Source organism: Bordetella ansorpii (assembly GCF_900078315.1).
GTDB classification, from domain to species: domain Bacteria; phylum Pseudomonadota; class Gammaproteobacteria; order Burkholderiales; family Burkholderiaceae_B; genus Bordetella; species Bordetella ansorpii.
This window is the reverse complement of record NZ_FKBS01000014.1, coordinates 262,989-282,763: the sequence shown is the minus strand read 5'-3', so window position 1 is coordinate 282,763 and position 19,775 is coordinate 262,989. Positions and strand designations below refer to the sequence as shown.

The 19,775-nt window shown below is 66.4% G+C and carries 21 protein-coding genes; 15 read left to right on the top strand and 6 right to left on the bottom strand.

Annotated features, from left to right (window positions below; all coding sequences use genetic code 11):
* Positions 1–79: 79 nt before the first annotated feature.
* On the top strand, positions 80–361 hold the full coding sequence (locus A7W11_RS08955) for a helix-turn-helix domain-containing protein (protein ID WP_066410700.1): 282 nt from the start codon (positions 80–82) through the stop codon (positions 359–361).
* Here A7W11_RS08955 and A7W11_RS08950 read toward each other — a convergent pair.
* On the bottom strand, positions 333–875 hold the full coding sequence (locus A7W11_RS08950; protein WP_066410698.1) for a hypothetical protein: 543 nt from the start codon (positions 873–875) through the stop codon (positions 333–335). The genes A7W11_RS08955 and A7W11_RS08950 overlap by 29 nt on opposite strands.
* Before the next feature lie 44 nt (positions 876–919).
* Here A7W11_RS08950 and A7W11_RS08945 point away from each other — a divergent pair, with 44 nt between their 5' ends.
* From A7W11_RS08945 to A7W11_RS08930, 4 genes are all read left to right on the top strand, one after another.
* Positions 920–1,855: an alpha/beta hydrolase gene (locus A7W11_RS08945; RefSeq protein ID WP_082887163.1), complete on the top strand. Its 936-nt coding sequence runs from the start codon at positions 920–922 to the stop codon at positions 1,853–1,855.
* Positions 1,856–1,888: 33 nt separating this feature from the next.
* Positions 1,889–3,469 (top strand): glutamate--cysteine ligase, encoded by a 1,581-nt coding sequence (gshA, locus tag A7W11_RS08940; protein WP_066410696.1) that lies wholly within the window; start codon positions 1,889–1,891, stop codon positions 3,467–3,469.
* Between the two features lie 175 nt (positions 3,470–3,644).
* Positions 3,645–3,983 carry a helix-turn-helix transcriptional regulator gene (locus tag A7W11_RS08935; protein WP_066410695.1) on the top strand — a complete coding sequence of 113 codons (339 nt, stop codon included), beginning with the start codon at positions 3,645–3,647 and terminating at the stop codon, positions 3,981–3,983.
* Positions 3,973–5,256 carry a type II toxin-antitoxin system HipA family toxin gene (locus tag A7W11_RS08930; protein WP_066410692.1) on the top strand — a complete coding sequence of 428 codons (1,284 nt, stop codon included), beginning with the start codon at positions 3,973–3,975 and terminating at the stop codon, positions 5,254–5,256. Before A7W11_RS08935 ends, A7W11_RS08930 begins: the two co-directional genes overlap by 11 nt.
* 21 nt (positions 5,257–5,277) lie before the next feature.
* Here the strand turns inward: A7W11_RS08930 and A7W11_RS08925 are convergent, their stop codons facing one another.
* From A7W11_RS08925 to A7W11_RS08915, 3 genes are read right to left on the bottom strand one after another with little or no spacing between them, the layout of a single operon-like run.
* Positions 5,278–5,808 carry a hypothetical protein gene (locus tag A7W11_RS08925; RefSeq protein ID WP_066410690.1) on the bottom strand — a complete coding sequence of 177 codons (531 nt, stop codon included), beginning with the start codon at positions 5,806–5,808 and terminating at the stop codon, positions 5,278–5,280.
* Positions 5,809–5,851: 43 nt separating this feature from the next.
* Positions 5,852–6,400 (bottom strand): hypothetical protein, encoded by a 549-nt coding sequence (locus tag A7W11_RS08920; protein ID WP_066410688.1) that lies wholly within the window; start codon positions 6,398–6,400, stop codon positions 5,852–5,854.
* Entirely contained in the window at positions 6,397–6,921 is a 525-nt protein-coding gene (locus A7W11_RS08915; RefSeq protein WP_066410686.1) for a hypothetical protein, read from the bottom strand. The genes A7W11_RS08920 and A7W11_RS08915 overlap by 4 nt, the downstream gene beginning before the upstream one ends.
* Before the next feature lie 1,054 nt (positions 6,922–7,975).
* On the opposite strand from A7W11_RS08915, the gene A7W11_RS08910 reads away from it, so the two are divergent.
* The 3 genes from A7W11_RS08910 (at position 7,976) to A7W11_RS08900 (ending at position 10,606) form a co-directional block, all read left to right on the top strand.
* Entirely contained in the window at positions 7,976–8,857 is an 882-nt protein-coding gene (locus A7W11_RS08910) for an NAD(P)-dependent oxidoreductase (RefSeq protein ID WP_066410684.1), read from the top strand.
* Positions 8,858–8,934: 77 nt separating this feature from the next.
* The gene (locus A7W11_RS08905; RefSeq protein WP_066410681.1) at positions 8,935–9,900 is read left to right on the top strand and encodes a Bug family tripartite tricarboxylate transporter substrate binding protein; all 966 of its coding nucleotides are present in this window, start codon (positions 8,935–8,937) and stop codon (positions 9,898–9,900) included.
* Between the two features lie 40 nt (positions 9,901–9,940).
* A complete protein-coding gene (locus A7W11_RS08900) occupies positions 9,941–10,606 on the top strand; it encodes an RraA family protein (protein WP_066410679.1) in 666 nt (221 codons plus the stop codon).
* A gap of 110 nt (positions 10,607–10,716) precedes the next feature.
* Here the strand turns inward: A7W11_RS08900 and A7W11_RS08895 are convergent, their stop codons facing one another.
* Positions 10,717–11,370: a GntR family transcriptional regulator gene (locus tag A7W11_RS08895; RefSeq protein WP_066410677.1), complete on the bottom strand. Its 654-nt coding sequence runs from the start codon at positions 11,368–11,370 to the stop codon at positions 10,717–10,719.
* Between the two features lie 185 nt (positions 11,371–11,555).
* On the opposite strand from A7W11_RS08895, the gene A7W11_RS08890 reads away from it, so the two are divergent.
* The 7 genes from A7W11_RS08890 to A7W11_RS08860 all read left to right on the top strand — a co-directional run bounded on the left by A7W11_RS08890 (position 11,556) and on the right by A7W11_RS08860 (position 19,168).
* Positions 11,556–12,458, top strand: coding sequence for a LysR family transcriptional regulator (locus A7W11_RS08890; RefSeq protein WP_066410675.1), 903 nt, complete (start codon positions 11,556–11,558; stop codon positions 12,456–12,458).
* A 118-nt stretch (positions 12,459–12,576) separates the two neighbouring features.
* On the top strand, positions 12,577–13,905 hold the full coding sequence (locus A7W11_RS08885) for an arylsulfatase (protein ID WP_066410674.1): 1,329 nt from the start codon (positions 12,577–12,579) through the stop codon (positions 13,903–13,905).
* Between the two features lie 106 nt (positions 13,906–14,011).
* Complete coding sequence (locus A7W11_RS08880; RefSeq protein WP_082887162.1) at positions 14,012–15,031, top strand: Bug family tripartite tricarboxylate transporter substrate binding protein; 1,020 nt, start codon at positions 14,012–14,014, stop codon at positions 15,029–15,031.
* A 35-nt stretch (positions 15,032–15,066) separates the two neighbouring features.
* Positions 15,067–15,876 carry a phosphosulfolactate synthase gene (locus A7W11_RS08875; protein ID WP_066410672.1) on the top strand — a complete coding sequence of 270 codons (810 nt, stop codon included), beginning with the start codon at positions 15,067–15,069 and terminating at the stop codon, positions 15,874–15,876.
* Positions 15,877–16,029: 153 nt separating this feature from the next.
* Positions 16,030–16,941 carry a LysR family transcriptional regulator gene (locus tag A7W11_RS08870; RefSeq protein WP_066410667.1) on the top strand — a complete coding sequence of 304 codons (912 nt, stop codon included), beginning with the start codon at positions 16,030–16,032 and terminating at the stop codon, positions 16,939–16,941.
* 236 nt (positions 16,942–17,177) lie between these two features.
* A complete protein-coding gene (locus A7W11_RS08865) occupies positions 17,178–18,164 on the top strand; it encodes a Bug family tripartite tricarboxylate transporter substrate binding protein (RefSeq protein WP_066410664.1) in 987 nt (328 codons plus the stop codon).
* Between the two features lie 62 nt (positions 18,165–18,226).
* On the top strand, positions 18,227–19,168 hold the full coding sequence (locus A7W11_RS08860; RefSeq protein ID WP_066410661.1) for a M14 family metallopeptidase: 942 nt from the start codon (positions 18,227–18,229) through the stop codon (positions 19,166–19,168).
* A 29-nt stretch (positions 19,169–19,197) separates the two neighbouring features.
* On the opposite strand, the gene A7W11_RS08855 is transcribed toward A7W11_RS08860, so the two are convergent.
* The gene (locus tag A7W11_RS08855) at positions 19,198–19,638 is read right to left on the bottom strand and encodes a hypothetical protein (RefSeq protein WP_156523033.1); all 441 of its coding nucleotides are present in this window, start codon (positions 19,636–19,638) and stop codon (positions 19,198–19,200) included.
* Between the last annotated feature and the right edge of the window lie 137 nt (positions 19,639–19,775).

Here is a 19,775-nt window from a genome sequence, read left to right as displayed (position 1 = left end):
ATTCGAACGAAAATTACGGCATCAATGCCGTGAGAAATGGTTGCTGGGCATGCCACGGGGATGCGGCGATGATGAGGGCATGTACCGACTTTCCGCCCCGACCGAATTGGCCGGCAGACTGCCCGCCGCGCCGCCGAAACCGCTTTCCCAGCGCGAGCGGACCTGCCTGCATTGGGCTGCCGTCGGCAAGACCAGCTGGGAAACCTCGCTGATACTGGGGGTCAGCGAACACACCGTCAACTTCCACCTGAAGAACGCCTGCCGCAAGCTCGGCGTGCGCACCCGCCGCGCCGCAGTGGTGGCAGCGCTGCAACGGGGTCTGCTGGGTTCGCTCACCGATGCACCCGCACCCCATTCATGAACTCCCGCGCGCGTTCCGGGGCCAGCTTGTTTTCGGCGCCGGCGGCCACGGCCTCGATCAGCATGCCATTGGCCACCCACACTCGCGCCAGCATCCAGCTGCGCGCGCCGGCGTTGGCGGCCTGGCCATGCACCTCGATGTCCTGCCCCTGGGCCGGCAAGATGTCGGGCGCGTCGGCGCCCAGGTTGGCATACAGCGATTGCACCAGTGCGCCAGCCAGGGCCTGGCTGGCGGCGGCATCGCCGGCCACGCTGGCAGGCAGCGGCGCATACCCCACGGCATACACCGCCTGGTTCACCTCGGCGGCGGTCAGCGAGAACTTCAGCGTCTTGCCGCCCAAGGCCAGTTCCCGGGTTTCGGTCTGCACCCGGGCCGGAAAGGCCGCCCGCACCCGGCCGTCCGCCACGTCCAGTTCGCGCCAGTCGTGCTCCGGCGAGCACGCAGCCAACAGCAACGCCGCCGCCAAGATTGGCAGGGCATTCTTCAACATGAAACGAAACAGCGTTGAAATCATGGCTACGCTCGCCCGATGGGCCGTATCCCCCAGGAGACGTGGAATTGTCGCCGATTTCCTACACCCCCGCCCCCGATGGCACCCCGTTGGCCAATTACCTCTGGGAACCGGCCGCCGGCGCGGCGCCGCCGCTGCCCGGTCCGGGCACGCCCAGCATCTACCTGCTGCATGGCCTGAGCGAGCATGCCGGCCGCTACGACCGGCTGGCCCGGCGGCTGGCCGCCCTGGGATGGCGCGTCGGCATGCACGACCACCGCGGCCACGGCCGCTCCGAGGGTGCGCCGGCCACGCTGGCCACCCAGGAAGACCTGGTGCTCGACGCCGCCGCGCAACTGCGCGCCTGGACGGCCGTCCAGGGCCGGCCCCCCGTGCTGCTGGGCCACAGCCTGGGCGGCCTGGTGGCGGCCCGCATCGCCCTGCAGCGCCGCGCCGACCTGGCCGGCCTGGTGCTGGCCTCGCCGCCCTTCCAGGTACGGGTGCCCAACTGGACCAAGCCGGCGCTGACCTGGCTGGCCCTGCGCTACCCCGATGTGCGCGTGCCGCACGGGCTGCCGCCCGGCAACATCACGCACGACCGCGCCATCGTGGCCGCCTTCAAGGCCGATCCCCTGGTGCACCGCTGCATCACGGGCCGGCTGGCGCATTTCATTGAACAGGCCGGGCAGGAATCCCTGCGCAACGCCGGGCAGCTCCACTGCCGCACCCTGCTGCTGGTGGCGGGCGCCGACCGCATCGTGGCGTCCAGGGGCAGCCGCCTGTTCGCCAGCCGCGCCCCGGCCGGCCTGCTCACCCTGAAATGGTATGACGGCGCCTGGCACGAGCTGTTCAACGAGCTGCCCAACGTGGCCGACCCGGTGCACGCCGACCTCGAACACTGGCTGGCCGGCCTGGCCTTCGAGACCGCTCCCGCCATGCCGCCCGCGGCATTGTCCCTTCAGGATGTAGACCTACCCCAGGCAATCGACGCCGTCACCCCGTAAAATCGGTCGATTGACATCCCAAATCTGTTTATCGTGACTGATACCGCCGCCACACGCCACGCCCGCCTAGAGGCGAACGCCACCCTGCTCAGGCAGGCCCTGCGCGGCATCGAGAAAGAAGGCCTGCGGGTGGACCCCCGCGGCGCGCTCGCGCTCACGCCCCACCCCGCCCGGCTCGGCTCGGCGCTGACGAACGAGCACGTCACCACCGACTACTCCGAGTCGCTGCTCGAGCTCATCACCGGCACGCACGACAACGTCGATGGCCTGCTGGCCGAACTGACCGACACCCACCGGCACGTCTACAGCGTGCTCGACGGCGAATACATCTGGAACCAGTCCATGCCGGCCACCCTGCCGGCCGAGGCCGACATTCCCATCGCCTGGTACGGCACGTCCAACACCGGCATGCTCAAGCACGTCTACCGGCGCGGCCTGGCCGAACGCTACGGCAAGACCATGCAATGCATCGCGGGCGTGCACTACAACTTCTCGCTGCCCGACGCGGTGTGGGAAGTGCTGTCGCCCGAGGAAACCGACCCGGTGCAGCGCCGCTCGCGCGGCTACATCAGCCTGATCCGCAACTTCACGCGGTATTCGTGGCTGCTGATGTACCTGTTCGGCTCGGCGCCGGCCCTGTCGCGCGACTTCATGCGCGGCCAGCCGCACGCCCTGCAGCTGCTGGGCGAGGACACCCTGTACCTGCCTTACGCCACCAGCCTGCGCATGAGCGACCTGGGCTACCAGAACAAGGCGCAGTCGCAGCTAAAGCTCTGCTACAACGACCTGGACACGTTCCTGGGACGCCTGTACTCGGCCGTCACGCAGCCGTGGCCCGCCTACCAGGCGCTGGGCACGCACCGCGACGGCCAGTGGATCCAGCTCAACACCAATGTGCTGCAGATCGAGAACGAGTACTACTCGAGCATCCGCCCCAAACGCGCCACCGGCCGCTGCGAACGCCCCATCACGGCCCTGGCCGAGCGCGGCGTGCAGTACGTCGAAGTGCGCTGCCTGGACATCGATCCGACCTCGCCGGTGGGCATCACCGCCGACACCGCGCGTTTCGTCGACGCCTTCCTGCTGTACTGTGCGGCGTCTGACAGCCCATTCTTCGGACCGGACGGCTACTGCCAGCTCAGCGCCGACAATTTCTCGGTGGTGGTCAAGGAAGGCCGCAAGCCCGGCCTGATGCTCAACCGCGAAGGCTCGCCGATCTCGCTGGCACAGTGGAGCGACGAAATGCTCGACGCCATCGCGCCGTATGCCGCGCTGTACGACAAGGCATCGGGCGGCACCGCCTACGCCGACGCGCTGCAACGCCAGCGCGCCAAGCTGGCCGACCCGGCCTCGACGCCCTCGGCCCGCCTGCTCGATGCCCTGCGCGCCTCGGGCGGTTCGTTCCACGACTACTCGCTGGCGCAAAGCCGCCTGCATGGCGAAGCCCTGCGCGCGCAGCCGCTGCCCGCCGAGCAGGCGGCCGCGTTCGACGCCGACGCACAACGCTCGCACGAAGAACAGCGCAAGCTGGAAGCCGGCGATACGGTGGATTTCGAAACCTACGTGGCGAAGTACCACGAGGCGCTGAAGAACCCGCTGCCGCGGGCCGCCTGAAGCACTAGAGAACCAAAAAATGATCCATTAACAGGGCATACCTACCGAAAATGCCCTGTTAATGAATCAAATCCGGAGCGCCAGCCTCTTTGCCTGATCGTTGCATTCTTTCTTCTATGCTCCATTAAAAGGGCTTACCATACCGATATGCCTCATTAATGAAGCGTTATCCGATATGGCAAAACCCGCGTCCCGCACTTATTCCCGTTACAGCATTGAAGCCGCCAAGCTGCTGGGCTTGAGCATCCGTGCTGCACGGATCGAACGTGGCATCACCATAGAAGCCTTGGCGGAGCGCGCAGGCGTGTCGCGAGGGATGGTCTCACGTGCCGAAGCCGGTGACATGGGATGCTCAATAGGCCTCGTTTTCGAGCTCGCTACGCTGGTCGGCGTTCCCCTTTTCACGCCAGACCGCTCCCAGATGACCATCAGAGTCGCGGAGGTGGAGAAGACGCTCACCCTCTTGCCGCGCTCTGTTCACCACTCGAAGCCGGTCGTGAACGATGACTTCTGACCCGCTCGCCGACAATGCTTTCGTATGGATCTGGCTGGCCGGAGCAACGGAGCCCGTTGTCGCTGGCCAGCTCACCCGCCATGCTGACCGGTTCATCTTCAACTATGGGCGCAGCTATCTCGAGCGGGACGATGCCATCCCGATCTACACCCCTGAATTGCCGTTGCGGCGGGGTGCAATCAACCCCGCCGATGGGCTGCAACTGGCCAGCGCGCTACGCGATGCAGCCCCTGACGCCTGGGGCCGCCGCGTCATCCTCAATCGACTGGTCGGCGCGAAGGGCAAGGATGCCGATCTTGGCACGCCGGATGAACTGACATATCTGCTTCAGTCCGGATCCGACAGAATCGGCGCTCTCGATTTTCAGGCATCGCCAACTCACTACGTCGCGCGGGCCGCGCAAGCCGCCTCTTTGGACGAATTGATGGATGCCGCGGCCAGAGTCGAAAAGGGCATACCGCTTACACCGGAGCCCGACCAGGCCTTGTTTCATGGCAGTTCACTAGGCGGCGCGCGCCCGAAGGCCATGATCCTCGACGAAGATCGCAAGCTGATCGCCAAGTTCTCGTCCTCGACAGATACCTATAACGTCGTAAAGGCCGAATACGTCGCCATGCGCCTGGCCCGCAAGGTCGGACTGAATGTCGCTGCCGTGCAATTCCTCCGCACATCTGGCCGGGACGTGCTGCTTGTCGAACGATTCGATCGTTCAAGGACGCAAGCAGGTTGGCACCGCCGGCCGATGGTGTCCGCCTTGACCCTCTCCGGCCTCGATGAACTGATGGCCCGCTACGCCAGCTACGAGGATCTGACGGACATCATTCGTCAACGCTTCCATGCGCCACAGGCAACGCTACGCGAATTATTCGGCCGGCTCGTCTTCAACGTCATCAGCGGCAACACCGATGACCATGCGCGGAATCACGCGGCATTCTGGGACGGCAAGCAGCTTGAATTGACGCCTGCCTACGACATTTGCCCGCAAAATCGAGCAGGCAACGAAGCATCGCAAGCCATGCTGATTGTTGGAGACAGCAGAATGAGCAACTTGGCCGTTTGCTTGAGAGCCGCGTCGAAATTCCTTTTGTCGGAAGCCGACGCCGTGCAACTCATCGTCAATCAGCTGGAAATCGTGCGGGAAAACTGGACGCGTATCTGCGATGAGGCCGAGCTCAGCAAGGTAGACCGCGGCCTGTTCTGGGGCCGGATGTTTCTCAACCCCTATATCTTCGAAGACGCGCCGAACGCAATACGGCAGCAGGCGCAAGCCTGACCAGCCCGCGCCCCTGCGTCCTCAACGATTGCGCTCCCAGCCGCTGCCCGTCAGCGACTGCGGCACGCTGCTGCCCGGCGCCACTTCCGGCTGCGTCGTATATCGCGCCGCCACCTGCCCGTCCGGATAGAACCGCAGCGTCAGCACGGCATCGTCCGACGGACGGCGCGGCAGCTTCAGCGTCGCCGCGTACGGGTAGCCGGTCGCCTGTTCGCCCTTGGAACGATCCACGTACCGCCACCGCACCGGCAACGGCGCATCGTCCGATGGCGGCGTATAGCCTTGCTTGAGTACCGTCTGGCCATCGGCCGCCCCGGGCGGCAGATAGGCCAGCAACGCTGCGCCGATCGCGTACTCCACCCCCTGGCCGGTGAAGTTGTAGGGATACACGGTGATCGGCTCGACCTCGGCCTGGGCGCCGCCGCTGTCGCCCATCCAGCGCTTCAGGTCGTCCGAGGTGGCGGCCAGGCCCGCCACGGCGAACAGCGCCACGACCAGCACCAGGCGCAGAATGCGCCGGGCCGGCCCGCGACGAAAGGGGTTTTGCTGCATTGACATATCCTTCATGGGTTTCGCGCTGCGCGGCGCAGCGCGATCAGGGTGCGCTGGCGAGCAGGCCGGGGGTCCAGCCCGCCGGCAGCGTATCGGCCAGCAAGCCAGCCGTGACGTCGACGTCGCTGGCGCCGTCCAGGTAGCGCGCCGCGGCCTTGCCGCCCGGATAGAGCCGCACAGCCAGGCCGGTGGCATCATCAGGCCGCGTCAGACCCGGAAAGTTCACCACATACAGGCGCGTCGACCCGGCCGCCTGGTCCGGAGCATAGCGCGCCCAGGCGATATGCAGATCGGATCCATTGGCTGGCGGCGCCAGCATGCAGGTGGAAGGCAATTGCAAGGCCCGGCGGTTGCCCCGCGAGACATAGTCCCAGTGCAGATCCTGTGGCGCCATGCCCGGCCGTTCCGGCAGCGCGTAGCGGACGTCGTGCTGCGTCAGGTTCTGCACCAGGCAACGCACCAGGTGCGGCGACTCGATTTCCTGCTTCAGTTCCGCCGAGGCCGTATAGACCGCCACGCCCGCCAGCCCGGCCAGCAGCACCAGGCCGACGACGGTACGGCGCGCCAGGCGGCAGGCGGCGCGGCCGTTCATCGCATGCTCCGGTAGCCAGGCGGCTCCGGCTCGCTGGCGTCCAGCATGCGCCGCACCTCGTCGCTGCCCAGGTAACGGGCCGCGATGGCCCCGTGCGGCTCGAACTTCAGCAACAACATGGCCGGGTTGTCCGGCCGGGCCGGGTGCAGCACGGCGCTGTACGTGTAGTCATAGGTGATGTCATCGGGGTTGTCCTCGTACCGCCACTTGACCATCAGCGGCTTGCTGCGCGACAGCGAGGTGTACGAGCAATTGCGCATGGAAACGTGACGCCCCTGACCCGCGGGCACATAGATCAGCGTGGGCAGTTGTCCGGCTTCCCGGAACTCGAACTGCACGCCTCGGCCCGTGTCATTGGCCGGTACGCAGGGAATCGACAGCACGTTGCCATGACGGCTGGCCAGCCAGGCCGAATACAGGTACGCCAGCACGGACAGGGCCAATGCGCAGATCACGGCCACAACCCAGCGCCGCGCCCAGCGCGGCCAACCGATCGGCGCGAGATGGAAGTGCGATGCCATGAATGTCCGGTCCGCGGGGCTGTGACAGCCGGCTATTGCGACAGACGCGCGGGCGTACGGAAAAAACGGCCCGGTTGAAAAAATCGCCTTTTTTCGTGTCGTGCCATGCGGACTTCCGTAGCGGGCGGAAGCCCATTGCCCCGCGTCTCCAGGCGCGGAAGAATACCCCAATATGTTTCTGTACTAGGGGATATCAGTTACGTTTTCTTGAAGATTGACGTGCCTGGAAATACGTTTGCTACGACACCCGTCTCGCCGCACGAGCAGGCAGACCAAGGCTTTACGAGGCGTTCCCCACCCCAAATCCGGTACGTTAGGTAACGTTTTAGCCATTACATACCACCGGCCAACGCCCGCCCCGGCGCCGTGGAAGGCCATCGGCCGAACCGGGAACAGCAGCGCCACGTTGTAAGAACTACGCAGGCGTCCAGACGAAAGATACGTTCAGTTTCTTTTTCGCAGCGGAATGAACCGCCTCGGTTCGCAGCGGCCGACGTCGGCGGGACTGCGGATCAAGCACGGGCAGACAACTCAGGCAGCGTCCTGCTCGGCGTAGCCAAACGGCCAGCGGCGCGGTTGGGACGGAGCAGGAGCAGGTACGGGAACCTCGTTCATGGTGCACCCCTATCAGGTTGAATGGATGGACTTAGGATAGACCCGGGACATTCGAATCATTGTTAATGATCCCCAACAAACTCCGACAAAGTCCCCGCGAACCTGACCATTGGTGACAAGCGCGACTGTCATTTCTACAACGCGGGCCGGCGTTCGCCGGAAAGCTCGGCTCGTGCCCGATCGAAGCCGGGCCACGGCGGTCATGGGTAATGCCAGGCAGCTGACCCTTCCCCACAAACGCGGGGCGCGCATGTTAACAGGTATCCGGCCCCATTCTGGTGCGCCCCTGCGGGGCTCGAACGGCAGCCCCCATGAGCAACCCAACATTGTTCTTTTTATGTATACCAACAGCCTGGCAACATCGAGGGTTAGCCCTAATTTCCACCTGGTCCCCTGCGATCTATAACCGCATTTTGTATTTTTCTTGTACTTACGACTCATGAAAATCGCGCTGATAGGTTGCGGGGAAGTTGGTCACTGCTACGCATTGGCGTGGCGTGCAGCGGGCCATTCCATCATCGGCATAGGTGAATTGCGACAAGATGCCGAGATGCAGGCCCGCGCCCAGGAACACGGCGCCGCCCTGCACGGCGCCAGCGCCGCCTGGCTGGCAGAAGCCGACCTGGTCGTCTCGGCGGTCTTCGGCCACGCCGCGCTGGCCGTGGCGCGCGAAGCCTTGCCGCACCTGCGCCGCGACGCCGCCTATGCGGACTTCACCACCGCCAGCGCGGCGGACATGCGCACGGCCTCGCAGGAAGCCGCCCGCCTGGAGGTGCCGTTCGCCGACGTCGCCATCATGGGCGCGATCATCCTGCTGGGCGCCCGCACGCCGTTGCTGTGCGCCGGCGTGGGCGCGCAGGCCGTGGCCGAATTCGCGCAATCCTGCGGCGCCCCCGCCCAGGCGATCGACGGCGAGGCCGGCGATGCGGTGCGGCTGAAGCTCCTGCGCAGCATCATGACCAAGGGCATGGAAAGCCTGGCCGTCGAATGCCTGGTCGCCGCCGAAAGCATGGGCCTGCGGCCCGCGCTGTACGACGTGCTGTCCGACATGGACAAGACCCCGCTGACCACCTTCGCCGATTCGTTCGTGCGCTCGCACGTGCTGCACGCGCCGCGCCGGCTGGCCGAAGTGCGCGAGGCGCGCGAACAACTGATCGACGCCGGCCTGCAACCCTTGGTGCTGGACGGCGTGGAACGCCTGTTCGCCCGTACCGCGCAAGGCATCCAGGCCGCCCGCGACGCCGGCACCTTCAACGTGCCGGATACCGTCGCCGACCGCCTGGCCTGGCTGACCCCCCTGGCCCGCCAGGATCAGGCCTGAGCCATAATCCCTACCCGATCCGGCACGCAGAAGGCCGGACGCATCCATACCTAGTTAGAACAGCGAGGAAGACAACAATGAAATCCCTGAAGCAGCTGCTGGCGGCCGCGTTGTACGTCGCCAGCACGGCGGCGTGCGCGGCGGACATGGGCACGGCCCCCATCACTTTCATCTCGCCCTTTCCCCCGGGCGGCGGCACCGACACCCTGACGCGCATGATCAGCGCGGCCATCGGCCAGGACACCAAGTGGAACATCGTGGTGGAGAACAAGCCGGGCGCCGGCGGCAACCTGGCGCTGGACGCCACGGCCCGCGCCAAGCCCGACGGCCACACGCTGGTGATGGCGCAGACCGACAACATCGTGCTGAACCCGTGGCTGTATGAAAAGCTCAGCTACGACACCTTCAAGGACTTCAAGCCGGTCGGTCCCGTGGCCTCGTCGCCCAGCGTGTTCGTGGTCGTGCCCGACTCGCCCTACAAGACGCTGGCCGACGTGGTGGCCGCCGCGAAGGCCAAGCCCGGCCAGGTCTCGCTGGGCATCCCCGGCATCGGCGGCAGCGGCGACCTGATCGGCCACCTGTGGCGCAAGGCCGCGGGCATGGAACTGATGCATGTGCCCTACCGCGGCTGGTCGCAGGCCTTCCCCGACCTGGTCAGCGGCCGCATCGACCTGTACACCGGTTCGGTGGCCTCGCTGCTGCCGCAGATCCGCGGCGGCAAGGTGCGCGCGCTGGCCGTGGTGGCCAACGCACGCTCGCCCGCCCTGCCCGACGTGCCCACCTTCGTGGAAAGCGGTTTCAAGACGATCAACCAGACCATCTGGTGGGGCCTGATGGCGCCGGGCAAGACGCCCGACGACGTCATCGCCACGCTGAACCAGGCCTTGAACAAGGCGCAGGACAATCCCGATCTGGTGAAGAAGCTGGAAGAAGCGGGCTACAGCGTCATGAAGGGCTCGCCCGCGGACCTGGGCAAGCAGCACCGCATCGACCACGACGTATTCGGCAAGATCGTCCAGGAAGCCGGCATTCCCAAGCAATGATCCGGCGGCATCGCAACACTTACCCAGCAGGAGCAGCGCAATGATCGGTTTCGAGGTTCACCCGCGCAAGCGCGCGATCAGCAACGAGTTCGTCCAGAAATTCCTACGCATCCCCGTGGCCAACGTCAGCGACTGCATGTCGCGCATGACAGCGGGCGGCGCGCGCCTGCGTCCCATGCACGACGGCACCCCGATGGGCGGCCCGGCCCTGACCGTACGCACCCGTCCGGGCGACAACCTGATGGTGCACAAGGCGCTGAGCCTGGCCCAGCCGGGCGACGTGATCGTGGTCGATGCCGGCGGCGACCTGACCAACGCCATCATCGGCGAGATCATGACCTCGTACGCGCAGACGCGCGGCCTGGCCGGCATCGTCATCAACGGCGCCATCCGCGACAGCGGCACCATCGGCCGCGGCAGCTTCCCGGTGTATGCCGCGGGCATCACGCACCGTGGCCCCTACAAGGACGGCCCGGGCGAGATCAACTGCACCGTGTCGCTGGACGGCATGACCATCGAGCCGGGCGACCTGGTCCTGGGCGACGACGACGGGCTGCTGTGCGTGCCGTACGACCAGGCGCAAGCCATCCTCGACGCAGCCACGGCCAAGCACTCGACCGAGGAAAAGATGCTGGCGGACATCGCGGCCGGCAAGCTGGATACGTCGTGGATCGATGCGCGGCTGAAGGCGCTGGGCTGCCTGTAAGGCCGGGCGTTCACGGCACGGAGGCCGCGCGGCGCAGACCCCGATCGCGCGGCGCGTCGTCAAAACGGACGGACAGGCCCACCAGGGCCTGCCCGTCCGTTTGCGCTCGATCAGCCCTGCGCAGGCTTGCGCTGGCTGCGGAACAGCAGATGCGTGGATGTCAGGTGAAACCGCACCGCCACTTCGGCGCATGCCGCATCCCGCGCGCGTAACGCCGTGATGATCTGCCGGTGGTGCTCCACGCTGCGCAGCATGTCCTCGCGCGTGTAGAAATAGAACGAGCCGATGATGATCGGCATGTCCAGCAGGTTCTCGACCATGGCGCGCACGCGGGCCGACTGCGCGGCGTCCAGCAGGGAGTGGTGAAAGAGGTTGTTGTAGTGCTGGACCTGCGCGGTCTTGTCGTCATCGTCGGACAGGACGGCGTCCAGCATCTTCTGGTTCAGCGATTCGAGATGTTCGATCTGCTCGGGCGTGGCGCGCTGCGCGGCGGTGCGGGCCGCGTAGGGCTCGAGCAGCATGCGCAGTTCGAAGGCCTCGTCGATGTCACGGTCCGCCCAACCCACGACGACGGCGCCGCGGCGCTCTTCGTGCCTGACCAGGCCATCGGCCGCCAATCGTTCGATGGCCGCGCGCACCGGCGTGCGGCTGACGCCGAGTTCGCTGGCGATGTGTTCTTCACGCAGGCGCTCGCCGGGCAGGAACGCGCCGGCCATCAGGCGGCGGCGCAGCTCTGCATAGACTCGGTCGCGGGCGCTCGTCATGGTGGTGCGGAAGGTCCAGAAAACCGATAAATCAGGCGACTATACACAGGAACAGGCGCCCGTGGATTCGCCCCGCCGAACGCCCGTGCAAGGCACGCGATCCCGCGCCGCCGGAGTCCACGCATCGCTGACAAATAGGTTATAGATGAGGTCCCGCGGCGCACCGCGCCGCGACGGAGCGGGCCATGCCCTTTTCACTGCTCGATATCGATTACTTCCTTGCCGTCGTGCGCCACGGCCACCTGGGCCGCGCGGCGCAGGAGTGCGGCGTCACCCAGCCGGCCATCACCAAGGCGCTGCGCCGCCTGGAGGACATGGTCGGCGTCATGCTGTTCGAACGCGGCGCCCATGGCGCGCGGCTGACGGGCGAAGGCCGCATCTTCCACGAACACGCCCGCCGTCTCGGCCTGCAGCACGATGAATTGGCCAAAGTGGCGGGCGACCTGCGCGCGCATCACAGCGGCCTGCTGCGCCTGGGCGTGACCAATCCCGCGGGCGACAGCGACACGGTGCGCGTACTCGCCGACATGCTGCGGCGCCGGCCTGGCGTGCGCGTGCGGCTGGTGATCGGCAAGTCGGATGCGCTGAACAGCGCCGTGCTCGCCGGCGATCTCGACCTGGCCGTGGTGCCCTGCCCGCCCGGCACCCACTACTCGTGCGACAGCCTGGACATCAGCCAGGACACCATGCAGGTGGTGGCGCGCGCGGGGCATCCCATCCTGCAGATCCCGCATCCCACGCTGCAGGCGTTGGACGAATACACCTGGCTGATGCCCAGCCGCGACAGCGGCGCCCGACGAGCGGTCTGCGCGCGCTATGAAGAAGCAGGACTGCCCGAACCGCGCGTCATGGTCGAGGCCGAGTACATGTCCGAGGCCGCGCTGGGCCTGATCGCCAGCACCGACCTGCTGGCGCTGTGCCCCTCCATCAGCCTGCGCGGCTGGGCCGGCCGCATCGAAAGCGTGCCCATCGCCGAACTGGCGCTGGCGCGCAGGCTGCTGCTGCTATCCCGTCCGGGCAGCCACTGGTCAGCCTTGATGGAGACCTTCCGCGACCTGCTGCTGCAGTTCGGCCGGCCCGGCGTCTGAGTACGGATTTACCCTATTCATTCCTGGTGGTAATCGATAACCGTAACGTCAGGAATCGGACTGCTTCCGCCCGCTCCTATAGTGGCCACAGACCTCCCTCCTTTTCAGGAAACACGTCGTGGCAACACCGAACATCGTATTGATCGTGGCCGACAACCTCGGCTGGGGCGAACTGGGCTGTTATGGCGGCGGCGCGCTGCGCGGCGCCCCCACGCCGCGCATCGACGCCTTGGCAAAACAAGGCCTCCTGCTGCAGAACTTCAACGTGGAAAGCGATTGCGTGCCCACGCGTTCCGCGCTGATGACGGGCCGCCATCCCATCCGCACCGGCAGTCTGCAATCCGTGCCTCCCGGCCTGCCGCAGGGCCTGACACGCTGGGAGGTCACGCTGGCGCAATTGCTGAGCCAACAGGGCTACGCCACCGCGCATTACGGGAAATGGCACCTGGGCGACGTCGAAGGCCGCTATCCGTCGGACAGGGGTTTCGACGAGTGGTACGGCATTCCGCGCACCACCGACGAAAGCCAGTTCACGTCAACGGTGGGTTTCGATCCCTCGGTGGCCGACATCCCGCACATCATGGAAGGCCGTGCGGGCGAGCCCTCGCGCCAGGTGAAGGTATACGACCTGGAATCGCGCCGAGGCATCGACGCCGAACTGGTCGAACGCGCCAAGATCTTCATGGCCAACAACCACGAGCAAGGACGTCCGTTCTTTCTGTACCTGCCGCTGGTGCACCTGCACTTCCCGACCCTGCCACATCCCGACTTCGCCGGCCGGACCGGCGCGGGCGACTTCGCCGACTCGATGGTCGAGATGGACCATCGCGTGGGACAGATCATCGACGCCGTGGACGCCCTGGGCGCGGCCGAGGAAACCCTGCTGATCTTCTGCAGCGACAACGGTCCCGAGTTCCGCGCGCCCTACCGCGGCACAGCGGGCCCGTGGCGCGGCACGTATCACACTGCCATGGAAGGCAGCCTGCGCGTGCCCTTCATCGCGCGCTGGCCCGGCAGGATCACGCCTGGGCGCGTCAGCAACGAGATCGTGCACGTCACCGACCTGTTCACCACGTTGGCTGGCGTGGCGGGCGCACGGATCCCGCAAGACCGCCCCATCGACGGCATCGACCAGTTGCCCTTCCTGACCAACGAGGATATCCAGGCCAAGTCCGCCCGGGAAGGCTTCCTGTTCTACATCAAGCAGGAGATGCGCGCGGCCAAGTGGCGCGACTGGAAACTGCATTTTTACTGGGAACCGGAGGTGAACGAAGGCAAGGGCAAGCTGGAATCGCCCTATCTGTTCAACATCACGCGCGACCCCAAGGAAGAGACCGACGTGCTGGTCTACAACACCTGGGTGCTGGGGCCGATCCTGAAAATGGTGAAGGCCTTCAACGACAGCGTGAAGGCACACCCGAACGTGTCGCCAGGCAAGGAAGACTGAGGCCGCGCAAGGCGCACGCCGAGCCACCGCGCGGCAGGCTGTGGATAACGTAAAACCGCCATGACAGGACGGCGCCGACCGTCCGAAAGAACATTCAAGGGAAACCATGTACCACCCGATCCGACTTCTCGCTCGGTGCGGCCTGCATAGGTGCGGCCTGATACGGCCCGTACTCGCCAGCGCCGCCGCGGCGTTTACCCTGGCCTGCACGGGCACCGCCTCGGCGGCGCAGGATACCGCCGCCTGGCCCACGCGCCCCATCACCTGGGTGGTGGGCTGGCCTCCCGGCGGCAGCGCCGACAGCGTCACCCGCGTACTGGCCAAGCACCTGGGCGAACGCCTTGGCCAATCGGTCGTGGTGGAGAACCGGCCGGGCGCCTCGGGAGCAATTGGCTTGAACCGGGCCGCCAGCGCCGAACCCGATGGCAACACCGTCGTGCTGGTGCCGGGCCCGGTCATCACCAATACCAGAATGCCGGAGATCGGCAAGGAACTGGCCGCCGTGACCGAACTCGCGCGCGGCCCCATGGTGCTAGTAGGGACCACCGCCCGCGACATGCCAAAGGACGTGAAGTCGCTATTCGCCGCTGTGAAGGCGGCACCCGACCGCTACGACTACACCTCGTCGGGCAACGGCACCAGCCAGCATCTGGCCGGCGAACTGATCAAGCAGCAGGCCGGCCTGAAGATGACGCACATCCCCTACAAGGGCGGCAGCCAGGCCGCACTGGACATCATCTCGGGACAGGTGCCGTTGGGCGTGCTGGGCATCACGTCCATCCTGCCGCACGTGCAGGCCGGCAAGATGCGCGCCTATGCCGTCACCACCGCCAGTCGGTCGGCCTCGCTGCCCGATACGCCCACGCTGGGTGAAAGTGTGCTGCCCGGCTTCGACGCCAGCCAGTGGTTCGTGATGGCCGTGCCCAAGGGCGTACCCGATGACCGCGTGCAGCGCCTGAATGCCGCCGTCGGCGAGATCCTCAAGCTGCCCGACGTCAAGGCCGCCTTTGCCGCGGTGGGCGTGGATCCGAGCTCGGCGTCGCCGGAGGACACCGCCAGATTCGTGATCGGCGATCAGGCCCGCTGGCGCAACCTGGCCGTCAAGAGCAACCTGCCACTGAACTGAGCCCGCATCGCTTCGCCTACCCAGGAGCCTTTACCGTGACCGTTTACGAGACCGCCTTCGCCGACTTTCCGATGCCCGAGCGCCAGCTCAAGCCGCGCACGCGCGGCCTGTCCATGATGATCGACTGGGGCATGGGCCTGCAGCGCCAGGCCGACGTGCTGGAATCGACCTCGCAATGGATCGACTTCGCCAAGATCGCGGCGGGCATCGCGCGCTTCATGCCGCGTGGGGTGCTGGCCGACAAGCTCGATAACTACCGCACGCACGGCATTTCCACATCTCCGGGCGGTCTGTTCGCGGAAGTCGCGATGAAGCTGCAGCGCTTCGAGGACTATGTCGCGAGGGCCACGGACGTGGGCTTCACGGGCATCGAGATCTCCGACAACCTGCTGGAGATGACGCTGGCCGAGAAGGCCGCAGCCATCCGGCACGCCAAGACACAAGGGCTGAAAGTGTTCGGCGAAGTAGGCCGCAAGGACAGCGTGCAGGACGATGCATCGTTCCTGGCCGACGTGGCCAACTGCCTGGACGCGGGCGCGGACTGGGTGTTCCTGGAAGCGTCGGAGTTGTACGTGGACGGCGTCATCCGCCAGGACCTGATCGCGCAGTTGTCGGCACGGTTTCCCGCCGAGAAGCTGATCTATGAACTGCCCGTGGTGATCATTCCCGGCATCAGCCGCGACTTCAAGCACCAGACCGCCACATGGCTGGTACGCGAACTGGGCACCGAGGTGAATCTGGCGAACCTGGAGTGGGACGAGATGTACATCACCGAACTGGTGCGGCGCGGCTTCGCGGGGGACAAGTCGCATCCGCAAGGGGTGTACCGGATGGCGGGGTTCTAGGAAGTCATCGTCGCATGGCTGGCGCGTCGTGCATCGGCCTGCCCGGACCAGGTGGCGTTCCAGCGCATCAGCCGGTTCTCGATTCCTGGCGGGACATGCTACAAGCGTGGCATTGGCGCCGGATCCCGTGGCGCCCAGCTCGCCTCCCGCGACATGGCCGACCTGAAGCTTTTCGAAGACCTCATCGCACTGGCCCAGACCGGCAGCTTCGTGCGCGCCGCCGAACTGCGGCACGTCACGCATCCGGCCTTCGGGCGGCGCATCCGCGCATTGGAAGCATGGGCCGGCGTGCCGCTGGTGGAACGGCAGCGCACGCCGGTGACCTTGACGCCGCAGGGCGAGGAACTGCTGAAGACCGCCGGCCAGGTCATCGAACGCGTCGGCCAGGCGCGCCACCGCATCCGTTCCGGCAGTCCCGCGGGCAACGCCGTGGTGCGCATCGCCACGGGGCGCAGCCTGGCGCGAACACTGGTCTCCGACTGGATCGGCCGGTTGCGCCACAAGCCCCCGCGCGTGTTGGGCAAGGACACGCAGGTCGACGTCTCCACCGGACGCATGCAGGACATGGCCCGCCTGCTGGAACACGGCCGCGCCGACTTGTTGTGCGGCTACGAGCATCCTGCGCTGTCCGTCGAACTGACGCCAGGCAGCTACCGCTACATGACGCTGGCCACTGACAAACTGGTGCCCGTCAGCCAGACCGACAGCCGCGGCCGACCGCGTTATTCGCTGAAAGAAGGCGGCACGCCGGCGCCGCTGATCAGCTATGCCGGCGGACTGGCGATGTCGCGCATCGCGGGCGACCGCCTGGACACTTTTCCCTATGCGCTGACGCCGTTCGTCTGCTGCGACTCGCCTGATGGCGTGCATGGCCTGGCCTTGAAGGGCCTGGGCGTGGCGTGGCTGCCGTGGTCGATGGTCGCGGGAGACTGCCGCCGCGGCGTGCTGGCGGTGCTGGGCGGCCGCGCCGAAGAGATCAGCTTCGAAGTGCGCCTGTACCGGCCGCGCATGCAGCTATCCGACCTGGCGGAAGCCGTGTGGGAAGCCACGCAGCGCGGGCAGTAAAAGACGAGCCTTGCGCGGCGGCGCGGGCTGGCTTTCCTCTGTGCAGCACAGCCATGCCTCTTACGTGCGTCATGCGCCGAGACGCTTCGACAGGATCTTCAACGTGCCTAAACAGCACTTATTGGTGCTGAAACCGCACATTTCATGCGGACATCGCCGCGCACAATTTCTGCACGAATACCTCATAACAGATGCGAAACGCCTCGCGCCGCTCGCACCATCAAAGGGAAACCCTCATGCAGATCTCGCATCTGGCACGTGCCATGCTGGCCGTCGCTTGTACCGCCGCCTCGCTCGCCCCTCTCTCAGCCCAGGCCGCCGATTACCCCGACCATCCCATCTCGCTGGTCGTGGGCTATCCCGCGGGCGGCAGCGTCGACCTGACCGCGCGTCTGTTCGGCGAAGCGCTGGCGAAGCAACTGGGCCAGAGCGTCGTCATCGAGAACTTCGGCGGCGCGGGCGGCACTATCGGCGCGCAGCGCGTGGCGCGCGCCCAGCCCGACGGCTACACGCTGCTGCTGGGCTCGGCCAACGAAATGGCCATCGCCGGCCTGATCAATCCGGCAGTCAAGTACGACGGCGCCCGAGACTTCACCGCGCTGGGCGTGATCGCGTCGCAACCCTTGCTGCTGGCCGCCTCCAAGGCCTCGGGCATCACCACCGCCGCGCAGTACCTGGCCAAGCTGCGCGAACAGGCGCCCGGCACCTACAACTTCGGCTCGTCGGGCGTGGGCACCTCGCTGCACCTGGCCGGTGAAATGGTCAACCAGGCCACCGGCACCCATGCCGAGCACGTGCCCTACCGCGGCGTCTCGCCGCTGGTTACCGACCTGATGAGCGGCCAGCTCACGTTCGGCATGCTCGTGTTGTCCTCGGGCCTGCCCCAGGTGCGCGGCGACAAGATCGTGGCGCTGGGCGTGACGGAGAAGAAACGTTCCCCGGTCGCCCCGGACATTCCCGCCCTGGCGGAAACCCCGGGCTTCGAGAACGTCGACATCAACGTCTGGTTCGCGCTGTATGGCCCGGCGAAGCTGCCGCAGCCTGTCGCCGACAAGCTGCGCGCCGCGACGGCGCAAGTGCTGAAGTCCGACGCCTTCCGCAAGAAGATGCAGGAAGCCGGCGGCGAACTGGCTGCGCCAGGACTGGACCCCGTCAAGTTCCAGGCCACAGAGACCGCCAAGTACGGCGCGCTGGTGAAGGCCGCCAAGATCGAAGCCCGGTAACTTTAGCGGTCCATTCCACCCCTGCACAGGAGAGCCGGCGCAGCGCCGGCTTTTTTTAATCGATGTCCTTCCTGCTTTCCACTCCCGACCTGCGCGCCGAGCGGCTCGGCAACACTGGCACCCCTGGCGTGTGGCACTTCGATTCCGGCGCTCCCGGCAAGCACGTCATGATCGCGGCGCTGGTGCACGGCAACGAGCTGTGCGGCGCCTGGGCGCTGAAGGACCTGCTGGCCGCCGGCGTGCGGCCGCGCCACGGCAGCCTGACGCTGGCCTTCGGCAACCTGGCGGCGTTCGACCGCTTCGACGCGGCGCGCCATGATGCCTCGCGCTTCGTCGATGAAGACATGAACCGCGTATGGAGCGACGACCGTCTGGCCGTGCCCACCACGCAGGAGCGCCGCCGCGCCGCCGAGCTGGTGCCCTGGGTCGCGCGCGCCGATCGTCTGCTGGACCTGCATTCGATGCACGAACCCGGCGCGCCGCTGCTGTTGACGGGCACGCTGCCGCGCAACGTCGCCCTGGCGCGCCGGCTGGGCGCGCCGGTGCACGTAGTGGTGGATGCGGGACACAAGGATGGCGTGCGCATGCGCGACTACGGACGCTTCGGCGCGGCCGATGACGATGCCTGCGCGCTGCTGATCGAATGCGGCTTTCATGGCGATCCGGCGTCCCATGCGGTAGCGTTGGATATGTGCGCGCGCTTCCTGGAGGAAGCAGGCAGCGTGGATGCCGCGGACCTGCCCGCCGCGTGGTTGCAGCCCACGCCAGCGGCGCAGCGCGTGCTGGAAGTGACGGAGCCGGTGGTCGCGCCGTCGATGAACGTGCGGTTCGCGCAGGACTGGCAGGGATTGGAAACGTTGGAGAAGGCGGGATCGGTGTTGGGCTGGGCGGATGATGCCGCCATCGTCACGCCCTACGACCACTGCACGCTGGTCATGCCTTCGCTGCGGCAACTGAAGCCGGGCGTGACGGTGGTGCGGTTGGCGCGGGATTACGTGGGCTGAAGGATGACGCCGCAACGCAAGGTAGCCGCTCACCGCCGGGGCTTTGCGCTCAATTCTGAAATCAGCCGCTTCTGCCGCTCGATCGTCTGGGCCTGGGCCGTGGCACGTTCAGCCAACACGGCCAGTTGCACCTTCACCTCGCCCAGTTCTCGCACAATCGTGTTCCGCTCTCGATAGGCCGCGTTGGCATCGTCGCGGGCAGCGGCGGCGTCCTTGCGTTCGGCATCCAGTTGGCTTTCCAGCCGTTCAATGGCGTTGCGCTCGGACTTTGCGCCAGCCAGTGCGACGGAAAGCCGTGCCAGCAGAATCGGCAACACCTTCCACACGGCTCCGCCGCCCACCAGCAAGGTCACGACATAGACCACGAGCTGGCTGAGGTCGAGCGTTTCGGCGGACGCGGCCACGACGCCGGGGTCCGCCGGCATCACCGGGACGACCATCGAAACGATATCCAGTGCTAGTGGCTCCACGGCACGCCCCTCCTGCATTGCGGTGGGACGATCAGAAACCTAGCTACCGAATGGGTCAATGCTTTGGGGGTCTGCGTACAGCGTTCATCAGGGTATTCCACGTCGCTTCCTTTGGTCTGACAATCATATCCAGAAAG

Excerpts from the sequence above, each read along its gene's own strand:
- A7W11_RS08955 (WP_066410700.1), top strand. The coding sequence starts at position 80 with ATGTACCGACTTTCCGCCCCGACCGAATTGGCCGGCAGACTGCCCGCC.
- A7W11_RS08950 (WP_066410698.1), bottom strand. The coding sequence starts at position 875 with ATGATTTCAACGCTGTTTCGTTTCATGTTGAAGAATGCCCTGCCAATC.
- A7W11_RS08935 (WP_066410695.1), top strand. The coding sequence starts at position 3,645 with ATGGCAAAACCCGCGTCCCGCACTTATTCCCGTTACAGCATTGAAGCC.
- A7W11_RS08930 (WP_066410692.1), top strand. The coding sequence starts at position 3,973 with ATGACTTCTGACCCGCTCGCCGACAATGCTTTCGTATGGATCTGGCTG.
- A7W11_RS08925 (WP_066410690.1), bottom strand. The coding sequence starts at position 5,808 with ATGCAGCAAAACCCCTTTCGTCGCGGGCCGGCCCGGCGCATTCTGCGC.
- A7W11_RS08920 (WP_066410688.1), bottom strand. The coding sequence starts at position 6,400 with ATGAACGGCCGCGCCGCCTGCCGCCTGGCGCGCCGTACCGTCGTCGGC.
- A7W11_RS08915 (WP_066410686.1), bottom strand. The coding sequence starts at position 6,921 with ATGGCATCGCACTTCCATCTCGCGCCGATCGGTTGGCCGCGCTGGGCG.
- A7W11_RS08910 (WP_066410684.1), top strand. The coding sequence starts at position 7,976 with ATGAAAATCGCGCTGATAGGTTGCGGGGAAGTTGGTCACTGCTACGCA.
- A7W11_RS08905 (WP_066410681.1), top strand. The coding sequence starts at position 8,935 with ATGAAATCCCTGAAGCAGCTGCTGGCGGCCGCGTTGTACGTCGCCAGC.
- A7W11_RS08900 (WP_066410679.1), top strand. The coding sequence starts at position 9,941 with ATGATCGGTTTCGAGGTTCACCCGCGCAAGCGCGCGATCAGCAACGAG.
- A7W11_RS08895 (WP_066410677.1), bottom strand. The coding sequence starts at position 11,370 with ATGACGAGCGCCCGCGACCGAGTCTATGCAGAGCTGCGCCGCCGCCTG.
- A7W11_RS08890 (WP_066410675.1), top strand. The coding sequence starts at position 11,556 with ATGCCCTTTTCACTGCTCGATATCGATTACTTCCTTGCCGTCGTGCGC.
- A7W11_RS08880 (WP_082887162.1), top strand. The coding sequence starts at position 14,012 with ATGTACCACCCGATCCGACTTCTCGCTCGGTGCGGCCTGCATAGGTGC.
- A7W11_RS08870 (WP_066410667.1), top strand. The coding sequence starts at position 16,030 with ATGGCCGACCTGAAGCTTTTCGAAGACCTCATCGCACTGGCCCAGACC.
- A7W11_RS08865 (WP_066410664.1), top strand. The coding sequence starts at position 17,178 with ATGCAGATCTCGCATCTGGCACGTGCCATGCTGGCCGTCGCTTGTACC.
- A7W11_RS08860 (WP_066410661.1), top strand. The coding sequence starts at position 18,227 with ATGTCCTTCCTGCTTTCCACTCCCGACCTGCGCGCCGAGCGGCTCGGC.